Source organism: Specibacter sp. AOP5-B1-6, assembly GCF_052376555.1.
Lineage (GTDB): Bacteria > Actinomycetota > Actinomycetes > Actinomycetales > Micrococcaceae > Specibacter.
In genome coordinates, this window is record NZ_JBQSVT010000019.1 from 1 (window position 1) to 18,238 (window position 18,238).

General features: G+C 66.7%; 14 protein-coding genes. 5 read left to right on the forward strand and 9 right to left on the reverse strand.

Annotation, left to right across the window (positions count from 1 at the left end; translation table 11 throughout):
* The first annotated feature begins 26 nt into the window (after positions 1-26).
* The gene (locus ACT3TS_RS11230; protein WP_444531598.1) at positions 27-1,271 is read left to right on the forward strand and encodes an IS110 family transposase; all 1,245 of its coding nucleotides are present in this window, start codon (positions 27-29) and stop codon (positions 1,269-1,271) included.
* Between the two features lie 35 nt (positions 1,272-1,306).
* Here the strand turns inward: ACT3TS_RS11230 and ACT3TS_RS11235 are convergent, their stop codons facing one another.
* From ACT3TS_RS11235 to nirB, 5 genes are all read right to left on the reverse strand, one after another.
* Positions 1,307-1,531: a hypothetical protein gene (locus tag ACT3TS_RS11235; protein ID WP_444531599.1), complete on the reverse strand. Its 225-nt coding sequence runs from the start codon at positions 1,529-1,531 to the stop codon at positions 1,307-1,309.
* An 83-nt stretch (positions 1,532-1,614) separates the two neighbouring features.
* Positions 1,615-2,322 carry a deoxyribose-phosphate aldolase gene (gene deoC / locus ACT3TS_RS11240; RefSeq protein WP_444531600.1) on the reverse strand — a complete coding sequence of 236 codons (708 nt, stop codon included), beginning with the start codon at positions 2,320-2,322 and terminating at the stop codon, positions 1,615-1,617.
* Positions 2,323-2,377: 55 nt separating this feature from the next.
* Positions 2,378-3,622 carry a uroporphyrinogen-III synthase gene (locus ACT3TS_RS11245; RefSeq protein WP_444531601.1) on the reverse strand — a complete coding sequence of 415 codons (1,245 nt, stop codon included), beginning with the start codon at positions 3,620-3,622 and terminating at the stop codon, positions 2,378-2,380.
* An 8-nt stretch (positions 3,623-3,630) separates the two neighbouring features.
* The gene (gene cobA, locus ACT3TS_RS11250; protein ID WP_444531602.1) at positions 3,631-4,416 is read right to left on the reverse strand and encodes a uroporphyrinogen-III C-methyltransferase; all 786 of its coding nucleotides are present in this window, start codon (positions 4,414-4,416) and stop codon (positions 3,631-3,633) included.
* A gap of 5 nt (positions 4,417-4,421) precedes the next feature.
* Positions 4,422-7,127 carry a nitrite reductase large subunit NirB gene (gene nirB / locus ACT3TS_RS11255; protein WP_444531643.1) on the reverse strand — a complete coding sequence of 902 codons (2,706 nt, stop codon included), beginning with the start codon at positions 7,125-7,127 and terminating at the stop codon, positions 4,422-4,424.
* Between the two features lie 283 nt (positions 7,128-7,410).
* Here nirB and nirD point away from each other — a divergent pair, with 283 nt between their 5' ends.
* Complete coding sequence (gene nirD / locus ACT3TS_RS11260; protein ID WP_444531603.1) at positions 7,411-7,812, forward strand: nitrite reductase small subunit NirD; 402 nt, start codon at positions 7,411-7,413, stop codon at positions 7,810-7,812.
* Here the strand turns inward: nirD and ACT3TS_RS11265 are convergent.
* Positions 7,809-9,716, reverse strand: a complete 1,908-nt coding sequence (locus ACT3TS_RS11265; RefSeq protein ID WP_444531604.1) for a phospho-sugar mutase — start codon at positions 9,714-9,716, stop codon at positions 7,809-7,811. The genes nirD and ACT3TS_RS11265 overlap by 4 nt on opposite strands.
* A 44-nt stretch (positions 9,717-9,760) precedes the next feature.
* Positions 9,761-10,582, reverse strand: coding sequence for a purine-nucleoside phosphorylase (locus ACT3TS_RS11270; RefSeq protein ID WP_444531605.1), 822 nt, complete (start codon positions 10,580-10,582; stop codon positions 9,761-9,763).
* 208 nt (positions 10,583-10,790) lie between these two features.
* Between ACT3TS_RS11270 and ACT3TS_RS11275 the strand changes: the two genes are divergently transcribed.
* The 3 genes from ACT3TS_RS11275 to ACT3TS_RS11285 all read left to right on the forward strand — a co-directional run bounded on the left by ACT3TS_RS11275 (position 10,791) and on the right by ACT3TS_RS11285 (position 14,297).
* Complete coding sequence (locus tag ACT3TS_RS11275) at positions 10,791-12,131, forward strand: NAD(P)H-quinone dehydrogenase (protein WP_444531644.1); 1,341 nt, start codon at positions 10,791-10,793, stop codon at positions 12,129-12,131.
* Positions 12,132-12,552: 421 nt separating this feature from the next.
* On the forward strand, positions 12,553-14,157 hold the full coding sequence (locus ACT3TS_RS11280) for a sodium-dependent transporter (protein WP_444531606.1): 1,605 nt from the start codon (positions 12,553-12,555) through the stop codon (positions 14,155-14,157).
* Entirely contained in the window at positions 14,154-14,297 is a 144-nt protein-coding gene (locus ACT3TS_RS11285; protein ID WP_444531607.1) for a methionine/alanine import family NSS transporter small subunit, read from the forward strand. The genes ACT3TS_RS11280 and ACT3TS_RS11285 overlap by 4 nt, the downstream gene beginning before the upstream one ends.
* 154 nt (positions 14,298-14,451) lie before the next feature.
* On the opposite strand, the gene ACT3TS_RS11290 is transcribed toward ACT3TS_RS11285, so the two are convergent.
* Together ACT3TS_RS11290 and ACT3TS_RS11295 are read right to left on the reverse strand one after the other, a co-directional pair.
* Positions 14,452-15,990, reverse strand: a complete 1,539-nt coding sequence (locus ACT3TS_RS11290) for an FAD-dependent oxidoreductase (RefSeq protein WP_444531608.1) — start codon at positions 15,988-15,990, stop codon at positions 14,452-14,454.
* The gene (locus ACT3TS_RS11295; RefSeq protein ID WP_444531645.1) at positions 15,987-18,233 is read right to left on the reverse strand and encodes a molybdopterin oxidoreductase family protein; all 2,247 of its coding nucleotides are present in this window, start codon (positions 18,231-18,233) and stop codon (positions 15,987-15,989) included. The genes ACT3TS_RS11290 and ACT3TS_RS11295 overlap by 4 nt, the downstream gene beginning before the upstream one ends.
* Between the last annotated feature and the right edge of the window lie 5 nt (positions 18,234-18,238).

Below are 18,238 nucleotides of genomic sequence, written 5' to 3' on the forward strand. Positions count from 1 at the left end.
ATGTTACTGCTGCTGTAGGAGTTGTTATGGAAACTAATGATGTGATCTATCAACGTGTGGCGGGGATGGATGTCTCGAAAAGGGATGTGAAGGTCTGCATCCGTGTGCCCTCGGTCCAGAGCAACCGGTACCATTCCGAAGTCACCACCTGGGGTGCGACGGTGCCGGAGATCATGGAGCTCAAGGAGTTCCTGGAAGCCGCCGAGCTTGAGTTGGTGGTGATGGAATCGACCAGTGATTACTGGAAGCCGTTCTTCTACCTGCTGGAGGAAACGGTCCCGGTGCAGCTGGTCAACGCCCGCCAGGCCAGGAACCTCCCCGGACACAAGACCGACGTCTCCGACGCCTCCTGGCTGGCCAAGACAGCGTCGTGGGGGCTGCTGGCACCGTCGTTCGTGCCGCCACCGCCCATTCGGGAGTTGCGGGATTTGACCCGTGCCCGCTCGACCGTCACCCACGATCACACCCGGGAAGTACAGCGGCTGGAAAAGTATTTGGAGAACACCGGCATCAAAATCAGCAGTGTCGCGAGCAAACTTGAATCGGTCACCTGCACCCGCATCCTGCGCGCACTGATTGCCGGGGAACGCGACCCGAAGGTCCTGGCCGAACTGGCCCGCGGGAAACTGCGGAACAAGTTCGCGGAACTTGAACAGGCCCTGACCAATGTCCGCTTCACTGACCATGATGCGTTCATGGTTGGCTTCTACATGGACCACCTCGATGCCCAGCGGGCCCGCCTTGCGGCCGTGGAAGAACAGATCAACGAGGCGTTCAAATCCTTAGAGGGAAAGATTGAGCTGCTCTCCTCGATCCCGGGAGTGAAGACCGCGATCGCTCAGGTCATCATCGCCGAAACCGGTGGCGACATGCGCGTGTTCCCGACCTCGGCCCAACTCGCCGCCTGGTCCGGAGTCGCCCCGGGCAACAACGAGTCCGCGGGCCGGCACAAACCAGCCTCCGTCAGGAAAGGCAACGTCTACCTGAAGGGAGCCCTCGGCCAGACAGCACTGAACATCGCCAAGCAAAAGCACGGGTTTCTGAACGATCGATACCGGCGCCTGGCCAACCGCAGAGGCAAATCCCGCGCCATCGTTGCCATGGAACACACCGTCATCACCGCCGCCTGGAACATGCTCACAGACGGTGCCTTCTACGAGGAACCAACGATCAAGCGCTTCACCGAAGCCAACAAGGACCGCACACGCCAACGAGCCATTAAAGAGCTTAGGCAGCAAGGATACGAGGTCACCCTCACCCTTGCTGCCTAACTCGCCCTATTTACGTATCAGATGAAGCGGGCTGGTTACTCGCCGGCGGAGTTGGAGCGGCCCATGAACGTCATGGGAACCCACAACGACAGGAAGCACAATCCGATGCCCAGGCCGGCCGGCACGAAGGCGTGCGCAAAGCTCTCCAGGCTCCAGAACGAGAAGGAAAAGATTCCGCCAAGGAACAATGCGAAGAACACGACGAACAAAACGACTGACTGCACCAGGCTGTTCTCGCGACGGTAACTGCTGTTGGACACGGTTCCTCCTTGCCCCATGGTGGGGAGCTGAGTGGGGGCACCGGGTGACCGGCGCGATGATCTACCCACAATCCTAGTACGGATTAGTAGGCAGCCGTGCCTGCGCCGCCTGTGACGATGGCGATGCCCGAGCTGGTGCCGATCCGGGTTGCCCCGGCCGCGATCATTTCCAATGCCTTTTCGCGGGTGCGCACGCCGCCCGAGGCCTTCACACCAATGTCGGGCCCCACGGTTTCGCGCATCAAGGCCACATCCTGGGCTGTCGCGCCGCCGCCGTTGAAGCCGGTGGAGGTCTTCACATAGTCGGCGCCGGCCTCGACAGCGGCCTGGCAGGCCAGGACCTTTTCGGCGTCGCTGAGCAGCGCGGTTTCGATAATGACCTTCAACAGCGACTCTTCACCGTGGACCACCTCGGCCACGGCGGAAATGTCCGACAGTAGCGCGTCCTTGTCCAGTGCGCGGGCCGAGGCGATGTTGATGACCATGTCCACCTCGTCGGCGCCGTCCATCGTGGCGCCGCGGGCCTCAAAAACCTTCACATCCGTGTTGTGTGTGCCCAACGGGAAGCCAACCACCGTGCACGTCAGCACACCGGTTCCCAGCAGCGCCTTCTTGGCGGTTTCCACCCAGACCGGATTGACGCAGACGGACTTGAAGTGGTGCTCGGCGGCTTCCTTGCACAGTTTCAAGATGTCGTCCCGGCTGGCCTGGGGTGCCAAAAGGGTGTGGTCAATGTAGGCGGCAAGTCCGGCGGTGTCATCCTGGGGTGTGGATGTGGGCTGTGGCGTCATGGTGTGGCCTTTCTGTGTGGTTCCGGATCTGTGTGGTTCCAGAGCGTTCGGTCCGTCAGCCAATCGTCCCATACACGTTGGGCTGACTGCGCAGCCGGTAGCCGCGCTTGAGCACCGTTTCGACAATGGCAGGGTCGGGCAGCGCTGCCCGCAGGCGGCTGATGGCCATGTGCAGCGCGTGGTCGGTGTCGCCCATGCCCAGCGCAGCGGACAGCTCGCCGTGAGAACTGATGGCCCCGTCTCCGGCCATCAGCACCTTCAGCAGCTGCAACGGGGCGGGTGCCAGCGGCACCGGCAGGCCGTTGACGCTCAGCGACTGCCCGCGGACCTCCAACACGGCACCGGCACTTTCCGCCCGCAGCGACCCGGTGCTTTCGAGGTGCTCGCACACCAACCTGATCAAGGCGCCCATGCGAAACCGTTCCGGGACCAGCGGGGTGATTCCGGCATGCAGGAGCGGGGCTGCCGTGACAGGTCCGACGGCGGCACTCACCACAGCGCCGAGGCCGTCCTTCCGCGCGGGGTCCCGACGCAGCGCCCGGCGAAACTCGGTGCCGCGGCCCAAGGCATCCGCGGTGCTCAGCACCGCGTCGACGGCCGGGGCACTGGTGAACGTGAGGACATCGAGCTCGCGGTTGATGACGGCCTCAACCAGCTGGGGCAGTTTGTCCGCGTCCTCCGCGGTGACCCAGCGGTACGGAGTCACCGTCAACACCCGGGCACCGGCGGCGCGCAGCCGCTCCAACGCAGCAACGTCCGTGTAGCCGTGCACCTGCACGGCCACGGTTTTGCCCTGGACACCGGCTTTGATGACGAGCTCCGTCAGGGTGGCGGTGGTTTCGTCGGCACTGATGCCGGCATCGTCCAGCCCGGCGGCCCGGACGGCGCCGCGGGCCTTGGGCCCGCGCACATAAATGGCGGAGGCGGCCAACGTGGCCAGCAGCTGTTCGCCTTGGCCGGCGGCATCGGCGGCCTCGATCCAGCGGCGCATCCCGTAGGCGGTGGTGACCAGGACGACGTCGGGACCGGCGGCAAGCACGGCTGCCGTTTCGGCACGCAGGGCGTCGTCGTCCGCCACGGGTGCGATCTTCAGTGCGGGTGCGTGCAGCACTTGGGCGCCTCGGCGTTCCAGCGCCTCGATCAAGTCGCCGGCCCGGCGGTGGGCCGTGACGCCGATCCGGAATCCTCGCAGCGGCGGGGCAGGCTGGGACGCCGGAGACTGAGACGCCGCGTGCTCGGGTGCCGCAGGCTCCGCAGGCGTGGCCGGCAGATGCCCGGACGGTGGTGTCGCTTGGTTCATGGAATCCTTCACGCTGATTGCAAACCGGCATCCGCGAGGAAGTTCGGGATGGCCAGGTCGTTCCCGCCGGCCAGGTTCACCACATCCCCGATGACGATGACGGCGGGGTTGCGGCACGTGGACGACGCGTCCACAATGCTATCGAGAGTGGCGGTGGTGGTGCGCTGCGCATGACTAAAACCGTTCTCCACGACAGCAATCGGCGTAACATTCGCCAGCCCGGCCAGGCGCAGCCCGGCAATGAGCGCGGGCAGGGTGCCGATTCCCATGAGCACCACGATGGTGCCGCCCAGGCCCGCCAGATGCGTGTATTCGTGGGCGGCCAGCGGGGCGTGGCCGGAGACAACCGTGAACAGGTGGCTGACGTTGCGGTGCGTGACGGGAATGCCCGCCGCACCCGGGACCGAGATGGCGCTGGAAATTCCGGGGACCACCGTGACGGGGATGCGGGCGGCCACGGCACCGGCCATCTCCTCGCCGCCGCGGCCAAACACGAAAGGGTCCCCGCCCTTGAGCCGCACGACGTGCAGGCCGTTCCGGGCGCCGTCGATCATCCTGGCCGTGATCTCTTCCTGCGCCACCTTGTGGTGTCCGGGCGTCTTGCCCACATCGACAAAGGTGGCGCGGGGTGCCAGTGCGGCCAAATCTTCGGTGGGGCCGAGCCGGTCAAAATACACCACATCGGCCGCAGCCAGGGCCTTGGCCGCGCGCAGGGTGAGCAAGTCGGCGGGGCCGGGCCCGCCACCGACGAGCGTGATGTGTCCGGAGCGTCGTGTGCGTCGGGTGGGCAGCATGGGTGTCACCTTTGCTTGTTGTGCGCGTCGGCGCCGCGGACGGGGATGTGGGTGGCGATCAGCACGGGGCCGCCGGAAGTGTCCGGACCGGACTTTTCAAGCTCCGTGGCCGGACGGATCTGGCCGCGTTCGGGGACAAACACGATCGAGTCGTCCACGGTGTCCGGGGCATTGACGAAGGAACGGAACCGGCGCAGGCGCTCGGGGTCCGCCAGGGTGGCGGCCCATTCGTCCTCGTAGTTTCCAACGTGCGCATTCATGGCCGCCTCCAACTCTGCGGCGATGCCGAGGGAATCGTTGACGACCACATCGACCACGTGGGACAGGCCGCCGTCGAGCTCTTCCTGCCAGCGGGCCGTGCGCTGCAGCCGATCGGCCGTGCGGATGTAGTACATCAGGTAGCGGTCGATGTAGCTGATGAGCGTGGCGTCATCGAGGTCCTTGGCCAGCAGCTGCGCGTGGGCAGGGGTGGCGCCGCCGTTCCCGCCAACATAGACGTTCCACCCGTCGGCGGTGGCGATGACGCCCACGTCCTTGCCGCGCGCCTCGGCGCACTCGCGGGCGCAGCCGGAAACGCCCAGCTTGAACTTGTGCGGACTGCGCAGACCCCGGTACCGCAGTTCCAGCTTGATGGCCATGGCCACCGAGTCCTGGACACCGTAGCGGCACCAGGAGGAACCAACACAGGACTTCACGGTGCGCAGCGACTTCCCGTACGCCTGCCCGGATTCCATGCCGGCGTCCACCAGAATCTTCCAGATCTCCGGCAGTTGTTCCAGCCGGGCGCCGAAGAGGTCGATCCGCTGCCCGCCGGTGATCTTGGTGTACAGGCCGTAATCCTGGGCCACCTTGGCGATCACGGCCAGTTTGTCGGGGGTGATCTCCCCGCCCGGGATGCGCGGCACCACCGAGTAGGTGCCGTCCTTTTGCATGTTGGCCAGCGCGCGGTCATTGGTGTCCTGCAGGGTGCCGCGGCCCTCGTCCAGGACGTAGGCGCTGTTTTGGCTGGCCAGGATGTTGGCAACAGTTGGCTTGCAAATATCGCAGCCGCGCCCGGCCCTGGCCGTCTCATCGGCACCGAAACGGGCCAGGATGTCGGGGAAACTGCTCAGCTCCAACGCCCGCACTGCCTCGAAGAGCTCCGGACGGGACATGTCAAAGTGTTCACACAGTGCCTTGGAGACGGTGATGCCCGATTTCGCGAGCTCGGCCTCCATGAGCTTCTTGAGCAGCGGCACGCAGGATCCGCACTGGGTTCCGGCCCGGGTGCAGGCCTTCAGGCCGGGCAGATCCTGGACGGGTGCGGCGCCATCGCAGCTGCCGCAGCCGTTGACGGCGTCGCGGATGGAGCCGGCGGAGACGTTGTTGCAGGAACACAGGATGGCGTCGTCGGGAAGTTCGACGGCGGGAGCGTCACCTCCGCCGGCTGCCGACAGGAACGCGCCCGGTCCGGCCGGCAATTCGCGGCCCAGCAGCGGGCGCAGGCTCGTGTACGGGGAAGCATCCCCAACGAAGATGCCGCCCAGAAGGGTCTTGGCATCGGGGCTCGTGACGATCTTTTGGTAGACGCCGCGGGCCGGATCGGCATAGACAACTTCGAGGCTGTCTTCCGTGCGGGCAAACGCGTCGCCGAAGCTGGCCACATCGACGCCGGAGAGCTTGAGCTTGGTGGCCGTGTCGAACCCGGGGAACGTGGCGTTTCCGCCGTGGAGGCGATCGGCGACGATCTCGGCCATGGTGTTCGCAGGCGCCACCAGGCCCAGGCACATGCCGTCAAAGCTGGCCACTTCACCAATGGCCCACACGCCGGGAACCGTGGTGGCGCAGCCGTCGGTGATGACTAGGCCGCCGCGGGCGCCCAGCTCGAAACCATGGCAGGCCACACCGTCGCCGTCCCTGGCCAATTCATCCCGGGGACGCACACCAACGGAGACAACCACTAGGTCAGCGGCAACCACGGAGTCGTCGGCCATCAACACCCCGGTGACCTGGCCGGCGTCGTCCGTCTGGACCGCGGCGGGGTACACACCGATGGCGGCGGCCATGCCCTTGGCCGCCACGAGACGGCCCAGCGCCTGGCCGGCACCCTCATCGAGCTGGGCATTCATGAGCCAGTTGCCGCCGTTGATGACCACAGATTCGGCGCCGAGCTTGATGAGTCCGGCGGCGGCCTCCAAGCCGAGCAAACCGCCACCGATCACGGCCGTCTTCACCGTGCGGCCGAGTTTCCCGGTCAGGGCCGCAACCTGCTGGTTGAGCGTCCACACATCCTCCAGGGTGCGGTACACATGGGTGTGCTCGGCCCCCGGAATGCTCAACCGGGTGGCGTCGGAGCCCGTGGCCAGGACCAGTTCGTCGTAGGGGTAATGGGACACCGCGCCGTCGTTCATGGTCAGGACGGTGCCATTGGCCGGATCGATGCCGGCCACTTCGGCGCCGCGAACAAGGGTGATGGAAGGGTGCTCCCACATCGAAAGATCGCCAAGTGTCAGATCGACATCAACGTCCGTGAGCGCCTGGCTCAAGGCAACACGGTCATAGGGATGGTGGATTTCCTCGGTGAGAACCGTGATGTGCCAGTTGTCCAGACCGCGGGAATGCATGGCCTCGACAAAGCGGTGGGCGGCGGGTCCGCCGCCGGCCACCACTACCTTGCGGGGGCCCGCAGCGGCGGGCGGCGTCGTGGTTTCCTGCGGGTGTGGCTGGTTCATGGCGTTCATGGCGTTCATGGCGTTCATGGCGGGGCCTTTCACTGAGTGGGCCTGGTGCCGGCGCCAACGTGTGCTTCCATGCTAGGAAAGCTGCGTTGCCCCGCTGTTTCGCTTATGTTTCGGCGTGTTAACTTTCACCTCACCGGCCCCGGCGCCAGGGTGGTGAGCCGGGATTAACCTCGCCGTCACATGGGCGGCCGGTGAGCGAAACATGCGCCGCTTAGTGTGGGATTCACGCCAACGGGCCCACGAATCGACGGGCCCGCAAGAGTAAGGAACGCCCATGGAAAAGCTGCTGGAAAAGCCCCGCACAGCCCACCAGTCAGGTACGGCCCCAACGCCCCGCACCGTCAGGCGCGCCGGTGCCGAATGGTTCAGGGTGTGTGAACTCCGGGACCTGGAGGATTCCTGGGGCGAGGCGGCGCTGGTCAACGGTCACCAGCTCGCGCTGTTCCGGGTGGGGGACAGGGACGTTTTTGCCGTCGCCCACGCCGACCCTGCCACCCGCTCCCACGTCATGGCACGGGGCATGGTGGGTTCGCGCGGAATCACCCACACGATCGCCTCGCCGCTGCACAAGGAGGTCTACTCGCTGGCCACGGGGGAGTGCTTCGGCAACCCCGCATTGCGCCTGGGCACGTACCCGGTGCGCGTGGTCGATGGTGCCGTTGAGGTGTCGCTCTAGGCGCTTTCCAGCCCCAGCGCGGCCTTTACGTCAAGCACGACGGCGGCCAGCGCCCGTTGCGCTTCAGCCCGGGCAGCGGTGAGTTGCTCCGGTCCGCCCACGGGCACAATCACCTCGAGGTAGCACTTGAGCTTGGGTTCGGTGCCGCTGGGCCGGACGATGACCCGGGTGCCGTTGTCGGTCAGGAACGCCACCCCGTCGGTGGCCGGCAGCTCGGCTGAACCCACCGACAAATCGGTGAACTGCGCCACGGCCGATCCGTCAAAACCGGCAGGAGGCTGGGCCCGGAGCCCGGCCATCATGGCTGCAATGCCTTGGGGGTCCTCGACCCGGATGCTGACCTGGGTGCTGGAGTGCAGGCCGTGGGCCAGTGCGAGGTCGTCAAGCATGTCGAAGAGGGTCCGCCCGGCAGCCTTGAGCCCTGCGGCCAGCTCCGCAATGAGCAGTCCCGCCGAGATGCCGTCCTTGTCCCGGACCAGCTCCGGAGCCACGCAGTAACCCAACGCCTCTTCGTAGCCGAAGGTCAGCTGCGGCACGCGGGAAATCCACTTGAAGCCTGTCAGCGTCTGGACGTGGTCGTACCCTGCGGCCGCAGCAATCCTGGCCAGCAGTCGCGACGAGACGATGGAGTTGGCGAACACGGGTGTGCTCGTGTTCGCCCCGCCTTCACGTGTGCCGGCCCGGTCTCCGCCAACCAGGTGTCCGCCGGCCCTGTCTCCGCCTGCGGCGCTGCGGCCCCTGGCCACCACGTGCGCGCCGAGCAGGGCACCCACTTCGTCGCCGTGCAGCTGGCGCCACTGACCGGTCGCGGGATCCAGGGCTCCCACTGCGGCCCTGTCGGCGTCGGGATCATTGGCCAGGACGACGTCGGCCCCCACCTGCTGCGCCAACGCGAACGCCAGGTCCATGGCGCCAGGCTCTTCCGGGTTGGGGAACGTGACTGTGGGAAATTCAGGGTCGGGGGCGGACTGCTCCGCCACGGCGTGGATGTCGGTGAAGCCCGCGTCGCGCAGCACGGCCAAAGCCGTCTCGTGCCCAACGCCGTGGAGGGAAGTGTGCACGATGCGCAGCTCCCTGTCGGGGAAAAGGGCGGGGTCGGCAAGGGCGGCCACTGCGAGCTTGTAGCCCGCAAGAAGCTCCTCGCCGGGGACCGTCCAGCCGTCGGCTGCCAGTGCGATGGCGGTGGTGTCGCCCAGCTCGGCGGTGTCGGCCGCGGTGGCGATGTGTCCGGCGATGAGCGAGTCGTGCGGGGCGACAATTTGCACGCCCCGGGCCTCTGCAGCCACGGCCCGGCCGCCAAGGTACACCTTGTAGCCGTTGTCCCGCGCCGGGTTGTGGCTGGCCGTGACCATCACCCCGGCCTCACAGCCAAGGGACCGCACGGCAAACGCGAGCACGGGTGTTGGCAGGGGCGCAGGCAACAGGAAAGTCTCGATCCCTGCCGCGGAAAAGATGGCTGCCGTCTCCCGGGCGAAGGCCTGGGAGTTGTGGCGGGCGTCGTATCCCACGACTGCCCTGGGCTGGTAGGCGGGGGAGGTTCCGGCGTCGCCCGTTTCCTGCAAGCCGGATCTTGACGGGTCCGTTTCCGGCGAGCCTCCCGCGGCCAGGGCCAGCAGGTGGGCAGCCACTCCCGCCGCTGCGCGCCGCACCACGACCCGGTTCATCCGGTTCGGGCCCGGGCCCATGGCGGCGCGGAGCCCGGCGGTGCCAAATTGCAGGTCGCCGGCAAAACTGTCCGCCAGCTCGGCCGCATCCGCAGGGTCGGTGCCGGCGATCAAGGCCTGCAGCTGCGCGGCAGTGGCAGGGTCGGGGTCGTTGGCGGCCCATTGCCCGGCCGCCGCCTTCAAGGCTTGGGCCTCGAGTGCGGCATTGGACTCGGAACGGCTCTCTTCAAGATGTCTCACCAGACCAATGTAGCCGCACGGGTGGCCAGTGCGCCGGACGTGCGTTAAAGTTTCGCGATGACGTTCGCCAGCAGTGACGAAATCCGGGGGCCGGCGGCCTGTCCGGCGGCAATGACTTCCTCATGGCTGAGCGGGGTGGGGCTGATGCCGGCCGCGAGGTTCGTGACGAGGGAGATGCCGAAGACCTCCATGCCGGCGGCACGGGCGGCAATGGCCTCCAACGCCGTGGACATGCCCACCAAATCCGCGCCGATGCGCTTGGCGTACTGCACCTCCGCGGGGGTTTCATAGTGCGGTCCGGTGAACTGGGCGTACACGCCTTCATCCAGGGTCGGGTCGACCTCGCGGGCCACCGCCCGCAGCCGGGCGGAATACAGATCTGTCAGGTCCACGAAGGTGGCGCCCTCCAGCGGCGAGGCGGCCGTGAGGTTGATGTGGTCGCTGATCAGCACGGGAGTGCCCGGCGCCCACGCCTCGTTGAGCCCGCCGCAACCGTTGGTCAGCACAAGGGTGCGTGCCCCGGCAGCGGCTGCCGTGCGCACGCCGTGGACAACTGCGCGCACGCCGCGGCCCTCATAAAAGTGTGTTCGGGCGCCGAGCACCAGCACGTTTTTTCCTGCCGGGGTGCGGATGGACGTGAGGGATCCGGTGTGTCCCACGACGGCCGGGGCGGAGAACCCTGGCACGTCGGCGGCGTCGAGCACTGCCGTGACCTCACCAATGAGACCGGCCGCTTCACCCCATCCCGAACCCAGCACCACGGCCAGGTCGTGGCTGGGCACTCCGGTGTGCCGGGCAATGTGGGCTGCCGCCTCGCGGGCCAGCTCGGTGGGATCGGTCTCGGCTTGGGATTCAAAGTTAGTCACGAAACCAACATACCGGCACCGGGTGCCGCTGCGCATCGGCCACGCGCAGCGGCCGGACGTTCCCGCCCACTTCGGCCGGGCAAGTTGGTGCAAAGTGCGAGCTAGGGAAGAATGAATGATTGTGACGAGCCAACAAGAATCTTCCAGCCCCTTTGCCCTTCCCAGCCTTGCCATCCTCGGTGGCGGACCCGGCGGTTATGAAGCCGCCATGGTGGCTGCCTCCATGGGGGCCAAGGTGACCATCGTGGAACGTGCCGGCGTGGGCGGCGCGGCCGTGCTGACCGACGTCGTTCCGTCAAAGACGCTCATCGCCGTGGCGGAAGCCATGAACCGCAGCGTCGATTCCACCGCAATGGGTGTGAATTTCAACGCCGAGGACGGCAACCCCAAAACCGTCATGCAGGCCGACCTCAAGCACATCAACGAGCGCGTGCTGCTGCTGGCCAAGGAGCAGTCAACCGACATCCGCCGCGGACTCGAGGCCGTCGGCGTGAAAATTGTGATTGGCACCGGCCGGCTGCTGGACAACCGGACCATCGAGGTGGACCGCGGCGAATCCAAGGAAATCATCAAGGCCGACGCCATCCTGGTCTCCGTTGGTGCCCACCCGCGTGAGCTTGCCACAGCCCAGCCCGACGGCGAACGCATCCTGAACTGGACCCAGATTTATGATCTTGACGAGCTTCCCGAGGAGCTCATTGTGGTGGGCTCGGGCGTTACCGGCGCCGAGTTCGCCTCCGCATTCAACGGCCTGGGCTCGAAGGTCACCTTGATTTCCAGTCGCGACCAGGTGCTGCCCGGCGAAGACTCCGACGCCGCCGCCGTGCTGGAGGACGTCTTCGCCCGCCGCGGCCTGCGCGTGCTGTCCCAGTCGCGCGCCGAGGCCGTCGAGCGCACGGCCGACGGCGTCATCGTCACCCTGGGCGACGGCAGCAAGGTCACCGGCACGCACTGCCTGGTCTGCGTGGGTTCCATCCCCAACACCACCGACATTGGCCTGGAAGCCGCAGGGGTTGAGGTCACGTCCAGCGGCCACATCAAGGTCGACGGCGTTTCACGCACCAGTGCGCCGAATGTTTACGCCGCGGGCGACTGCACCGGCGTGTTTGCCCTCGCCTCCGTGGCCGCCATGCAGGGGCGCATCGCCGTGGCTCATCTGGGCGGCGACGGTGTGCGCCCGTTGAAGCTCATGCAGGTTTCCTCCAACATCTTCACCTCCCCGGAGATTGCCTCGGTGGGCGTTTCCGAAGCCGACCTCGCCTCCGGCAAATACCAGGGCGACGTCATCAAGCTCTCGCTGCAAACAAATGCCCGGGCCAAGATGCGAAACGTCAACGACGGCTTCATCAAGATCATCGCCCGTAAGGGCTCAGGGACGGTCATTGGCGGCGTGGTCGTGGGTGCCGGCGCCTGTGAATTGATCTTCTCGATCGCACTGGCCGTGACCCAGAAACTGCACGTCGACGACGTCGCCAACACCTTCACCGTGTACCCGTCCCTGTCGGGGTCCATTTCCGAGGCAGCCCGGCGCCTCCACGTCCACATGTAACTAATTTGGACCGTGGGGCGCCACGTTGCCCCGTGGGGGACGCATGCGTGGACAGTGCGGGTGGGTGCACCTTTTGGCAGGATTTCCACCGCACTGGGACACTGTCAATTGGTTACTCGCTTCCCCCAGGCCACAACTGCGGCGATCCGCACAGCCGAAGTTGGTGTTGACGAATATGCTCCCTGGGCACTGCCGCTCGAGAATTTGTGACCCTGACCCGGGAACCAAGGATCCTTGGGGCGGTTCACATCTTGTTCGTTCAGACGAAAGGTAAGATTCGTTGGCAGTGCCCCGGATCTGAGTGAGCGTCGGGGAAGTTCGCCACAGCGGAGACGGCCATTCAGCGCACGGCGGGGTCCCGCCGTCGTGCGTGGGCGGCAAATGAAGAGATGTGTATCACAAGTAGGTTAGCGTTGACTGTATGAGCACATCACCCGCAGGCCGCGGCCGAACAGCTGCCCCGGCCCGTCGAGAGACCTTCTCCTCGCGAAAACTTTTTATACTCTCAGCAATCGGCTCCGCAGTCGGCCTGGGCAACATCTGGCGATTCCCGTATGTCGCCTACGAAAACGGCGGCGGCGCCTTCCTGATTCCCTATTTGGTCGCACTGCTGTGCGCCGGCATCCCGCTGCTGTTCCTCGACTACTCGATCGGCCACCGCTTCCGCGGCTCCGCACCGCTGTCGTATCGCCGCCTGCACCGCGCAGCCGAACCGATTGGCTGGTGGCAGGTCTTGATCTGCTTCATCATCGCCATCTACTATGCCGCGATCATCGCCTGGGCGGCGATGTACACGTGGTTCTCGATCACGAAGGCCTGGGGCGACGACGCCGAAGGCTTTTTCTTCAACAACTATCTGCACAGCGCCGACCAGGCAGGCTTGTCCTTCGACTTCGTCTCCAGTGTCTTCTTCCCCATGCTGGCAGTGTGGATCGTGGCCATCGTGATCATGGTGGCTGGTGTGAACAAGGGCATCTCGCGCGCCAACGCGGTGTTCCTGCCGCTGTTGGTGGTCATGTTCGTGATTCTGGTGGTGCAGTCGCTGTTCCTTGACGGTGCCATGGTGGGTTTGAACGCGTTCTTCACCCCGAACTGGGAATCCCTGCAGAACCCGAGCGTGTGGGCTGCAGCCTTCGGCCACATCTTCTTCTCACTCTCCGTCGCCTTTGGCATCATGGTCACCTACTCCTCATACCTCAAGCGCAAGACCGACCTGACCGGTTCCGGCATGGTTGTCGCGTTTGCTAACTCGGGCTTTGAGATTCTCGCCGGCATCGGCGTCTTCGCCGCCCTTGGCTTCATGTCGGTGACCTCCGGACAAGCAGTGGATGAGGTTGCCTCCGGCGGCATCGGGCTGGCCTTCGTGGCCTTCCCGACCATCGTCTCCGAGGCGCCCTTTGGTGCGGTGCTCGGCGTCTTGTTCTTCGGGTCGCTGGTCTTTGCCGGCCTGACCTCCCTGATCTCCATCCTGGAAGTCATCGTGGCCGCGTTCCAGGACAAGCTGGGGTGGAGCCGCAAGGGGGCCACCCTGGTGGTCACCATCCCCATCGCCTTGATCTCCATGATCCTGTTCCCAACCACCACGGGCATCCACCTGCTGGACACCTCGGATGCGTTCGTGAACCAGTTCGGCATCCTTGCCTGTGCCTTGGTGACGGTCATTGTGGTCTCGGCCGGGCTCAGCAGCCTGCCGCGCCTGCAGAAACACCTGAACCGGACCTCCAGCGTGAAGATGGGCGTAGGGTGGCGCATCCTCGTCGGCGGCATTGCGCCGGTGGCGTTGGGCTACATGCTCATCAACGAAATCCAGACCAAGAGCACCGAGCAATATTCGGGCTATCCGGCCTGGTTCAACGGGGTCTTTGGCTGGGGCATGGCCGGTGCGCTCATTGTGGGCGCCCTGCTGCTCTCGCTGATTCCGTGGAGCGAGAAGTCCAAGCTCAAGGATGAAGAGTACGACGAATTCAACGCCGCCGAAGAGCTCGATGGCGACGTGGACAACAACCGTGAAGAGGTGAAGTCATGACCCCGGTAGCAATCGCAATGATGATCATCGCCATGGTGACGGTGTGGGGCGGTCTGGGCCTGGCCCTGTGGAATCTCGCCCGCCACCCGGAAGACGAAGATGAGCTTCCCGGCCCCGACGAGATGCCGCACGAGCTCTAGCCCGTTTTTGCTTTTCATCTGACCCGCAAAAGTGGTTGCTGAATCAACGGTTATCGACTGATTCAGCAACCACTTCTGCGGGTCACTTCCATGACTGGGCGGTGTGGCTGGGTGGGTGCTGGTGGCGTCCTGCCTGTTGGCCTGGGCGCCCGCCTCAGGCCGCTGCCGGGGCGAAATGGGACTCGATCAGTGCCTTGAGGTCCCCGTGGCAGCCTCCGCAACCGGTGCCCGCGCGCGTGGCGGCCGAAATGTCAGGCACGGTTGAGCAGCCTCCGGCCACCGCCGCTGTGATGGTTTCCTCGGTGACGCCGGCGCAGCGGCACACGGTCCTGGCCGGGTCGGGCTGCGCCACCACCGGCCCGTCCGGGCCGTCCAGGCGAAGCAGTGCCGACCGGTCCGCCGGAAGTTCCGCCCCGCGTTCAAACAACAACGTCAGTTCCGCTCCCGTGCGCGGCATGCCGACGCTGACGAAACCGGCCAGAACACCCCCGCGGGTGCTCATCTTCACGTATTTCCCGTGCCCGGGATCGGCCCACAGGCTCACCGCCAGCCCCGGCACGTCGTCGAACGGACCGGCCGCAACATCCCCGGCGGCCGCCACGTCAACGCCCCGCGCCTTGAGCATCATGACAGGTGCCCGTTCGCGCGGCAGGGGGGCCGCCGCCGTCGTGCCGCCGGCCAGGTGCGCGATCAGGTGTGCCGCCAGCCATTCGGCCTGCCGCCAGCCCGGGCCGATCAAGCCCAGCGGCCCGGTGCTTCCAGCGCAGTCGGGGCAGGATGCGTCCAGGCAGCGGACTTGCGCACAATCGCCGATGGCAAAGATGTTTGGATCGTGGTGGGCTCTCAGCTGGTGGTCCACCAGAATCCCGCGATCAGCGGACAGGCCGGCCCCGACCGCCACGTCCACCCGCGGCCGCACACCGCAGGAAAGCACCAACAGCCCGCCCTCAACGGCGCCGCCGCCATCCTGCAGCAGGGCCGAAAACGCCCGAACACCGTCAGCTCCCGGACGCAGCCCGACGCCGACGGCACGGGCATTGGGAACCACGTCGATGCCCCGGGCGCGCAGGGCTGCTGCCACCGTGTGCCCGGCCCCTGCGTCAATGCTGCGCCCCAGCGCATGCGGCCCGTGATGGACAACGGCAACGTCGGCGCCCTGGTCGCGGGCGGCCAGTGCGGCCTCCAGGCCCAGGATTCCGCCGCCCAGCACCACAACCCGCTGCCGGCGTTCGACGGCGTTGCGCAGCACCGCGGCATCGGTCAGGTCGCGCAGGGCCGTGACACCGCGGGGCAGCGGAACCCGGGCGGCCGGGTCCGGGTTGAGCCCGTGCAGGGGCGGCACCACGGGACGGGCGCCGGTGGCAAAGACCAGTTTGCTGTAGTTGATCCACGCGCCGCCCGCCAGAAGGACGCCCTGGCGGGCCCGGTCAATGCGAAGCACCCGTGCGTTCAGGCGGACGGACACCCCAGCGGCTGAGAGCTCGGCGGCGTCGGACACTGAGATGGCTGCGGCCGTCGTCCGGCCCACGCCAACATCGGCCACCAGGACCCGGTTGTAGGCGGCGGAACTCTCCTCGCCAATGATGGTCAGCGCCAAGTCTCCGCGTCGCACACCGGGCAGCAGTTCGTCAGCGAATCTGGCGGCCACGGGTCCGTAGCCCACGACAACAACATGCGGGGCTGTGCCTGTCATAACGACTCCTCACATGCGACGGATGCGGGAGGGGCTGCCGTGACGGTGACGGAGCTCGTCTTGAATTCGGGCATGCCGGAGATCGGGTCCACGGCCGCACTGGTGAGCAGATTGGCGTTCTCGTCTCCGGGAAAATGAAACGGCAGGAACACCGTGTCGGTCCGCACCGTGGTGCTGAGTTTTGCGGTGCACCGGACCGTGCCGCACGCATTGGCGATGGTGACCGGTCCGCCGTCGACTATTCCCCGCGACGCTGCAGCCAAGGGATGAATGAGCAACTGTGCATGCGGAACGGCGTCGTGCAGAGCCTGGACACGCCGCGTCTGGGCGCCCGACTGGTAGTGCTCCAACAGCCTGCCGGTGGCCAGGGCGAGCGTGGCGCCGGCAAAAAGCGGGTCCCGTGCCGGGGCCGCGGCGGGGGAGACGGGGGTCAGCACGGCCCGGCCGTCCGCGTGGGCAAAGGCGTCAACGAACAGCCGGGGGGTGCCGCGGCTCCCGGCCGGGTAGGGCCAGTAGGCCTCGGCCCCGGCGTCGAGCAGCGCGTAGTCAATGCCGGAGTAGTCGGCCAGACCGCCGGCGGAGGCGGCCCGCAGCTCGGTGAAGACGGCTTCCGGGTCGGGGCTGAAAGTGCCGGGGGCATCGAGGCGCCGGGCCAGTTCGGCCATGATCCACAGTTCCGAGCGCGCCCCCTCGGGAGGCGCGACGGCGGCCCGGCGGCGCAGCACCCGGCCCTCAAGGTTCGTCATGGTCCCCTCCTCCTCGGCCCATTGCAGGACGGGCAGCACCAGATCAGCCTCCCGCGCCGTTTCCGACATGAAGAAATCACACACCACCAAAAAATCGAGCCGCCGCAGCCCCTTGACCACTTCTGCGGCGTTGGGTGCCGAGATGGCCACATTGGCCCCATGGATGAAGAAGGTGCGCACGCCGTCCGGCCGGCCCAGGGAGGCCAGCAGTTCGACGGCGGGCACTCCGGGACCGGGGATGGCGTCCGGTTCCACACCCCACACCTTGGCAACGTGGGCGCGGGCGGCGGGATCTGTGATTTTGCGGTAGCCGGGCAGCTGGTCGGCTTTTTGGCCGTGTTCCCGGCCGCCCTGGCCGTTGCCCTGACCTGTCAGGGTGCCGCAGCCGCTGGTGGCGGAGCCCGGCAGGCCCAGCAGGAGGGCCAGATTGATGGCAGCGGTGGCGGTGTCCGTGCCGTCCACATGCTGTTCCACGCCACGGCCGGTCAGGATGTAGCTGCCGCCGCGCTGTGCCCCTTCCGCCAGCAGGCGGACTGTTTCCCGCAGCAGGTGCACGGGAACACCTGTCACCGTTTGCACGCGCTCGGGCCACCAGGGCGCCACGCTGCGGGCCAGGGCCTCGTAGCCGCGGGTGCGGTTGGTGATGAAGTCCTTGTCCGCCCATCCGTCGTGGATGGCGATGTGGCACAGGCCCAGCAACAGGACCAGATCGGTGGCGGGTACTGGCTGCAGGTGCAGCCCGGCGCCGTCGGCCGTGAATTCCGCGGTGGCGGTGCGCCGGGGATCCACCACGACCAGGCCCCCGGCTGCCCGCGCCCCCTGAAGATGCTGGACAAACGGCGGCATGGTCTCGGCAACGTTGGAACCCAGCAGGAGCACGGTGTGGGCGGTGTCCAGGTCGGCAACGGGGAATGGCAGGCCACGGTCCACGCCGAATGCCCGGTTGCCGGCGGCCGCCGCCGAGGACATGCAGAACCGGCCGTTGTAATCGATGCGGGAGGTGCCCAGCGCCAATCGGGCAAACTTGCCCAGCTGGTAGGCCTTCTCATTCGTCAGGCCACCGCTGCCAAAGACGCCGACGGCGTCCGGGCCGTGCGCGGCGCGGGTTCGTTGGACCTGCGCTGCGATCAGCTCCAGAGCCTCCTCCCAAGCCACCGGGCGGTGCAGGCCGTCCGCACCGCGACGCAGGGGAGTCGTGACGCGGCCGGGGTGGCCCAACAGCGCGGCCGAGGTCCAGCCTTTCCGGCACAAGCCGCCGCGATTGGTGGGAAAGTCGCGGCCGCTGATGACGGGTTCGGGGGCTGGTGCCGCCGCACCGGTGGCCGCCGGGGTCACCGTCATTGCGCATTGCAGGGCGCAATAAGGGCAGTGCGTGTCAGTGCCTGCAGCCTTGGCAGCTGCTTCGCCCGGGGCCCCTGCTGGGACTGTGCCCGGCCGAGGTTCGGCGGGACCCGCCGCCCCGGCTGGGAGGGGCGGCACCGGCGTCGTGCCTGGCATTCTCT

What these genes read in the sequence shown, in the direction of transcription:
- nirB (WP_444531643.1), bottom strand. Translation starts at nt 7,127, where the DNA reads ATGAACCAGCCACACCCGCAGGAAACCACGACGCCGCCCGCCGCTGCG.
- ACT3TS_RS11245 (WP_444531601.1), bottom strand. Translation starts at nt 3,622, where the DNA reads ATGAACCAAGCGACACCACCGTCCGGGCATCTGCCGGCCACGCCTGCG.
- ACT3TS_RS11290 (WP_444531608.1), bottom strand. Translation starts at nt 15,990, where the DNA reads ATGACAGGCACAGCCCCGCATGTTGTTGTCGTGGGCTACGGACCCGTG.
- cobA (WP_444531602.1), bottom strand. Translation starts at nt 4,416, where the DNA reads ATGCTGCCCACCCGACGCACACGACGCTCCGGACACATCACGCTCGTC.
- ACT3TS_RS11275 (WP_444531644.1), top strand. Translation starts at nt 10,791, where the DNA reads ATGGTGGCTGCCTCCATGGGGGCCAAGGTGACCATCGTGGAACGTGCC.
- nirD (WP_444531603.1), top strand. Translation starts at nt 7,411, where the DNA reads ATGGAAAAGCTGCTGGAAAAGCCCCGCACAGCCCACCAGTCAGGTACG.
- deoC (WP_444531600.1), bottom strand. Translation starts at nt 2,322, where the DNA reads ATGACGCCACAGCCCACATCCACACCCCAGGATGACACCGCCGGACTT.
- ACT3TS_RS11280 (WP_444531606.1), top strand. Translation starts at nt 12,553, where the DNA reads ATGAGCACATCACCCGCAGGCCGCGGCCGAACAGCTGCCCCGGCCCGT.
- ACT3TS_RS11295 (WP_444531645.1), bottom strand. Translation starts at nt 18,233, where the DNA reads ATGCCAGGCACGACGCCGGTGCCGCCCCTCCCAGCCGGGGCGGCGGGT.
- ACT3TS_RS11285 (WP_444531607.1), top strand. Translation starts at nt 14,154, where the DNA reads ATGACCCCGGTAGCAATCGCAATGATGATCATCGCCATGGTGACGGTG.
- ACT3TS_RS11230 (WP_444531598.1), top strand. Translation starts at nt 27, where the DNA reads ATGGAAACTAATGATGTGATCTATCAACGTGTGGCGGGGATGGATGTC.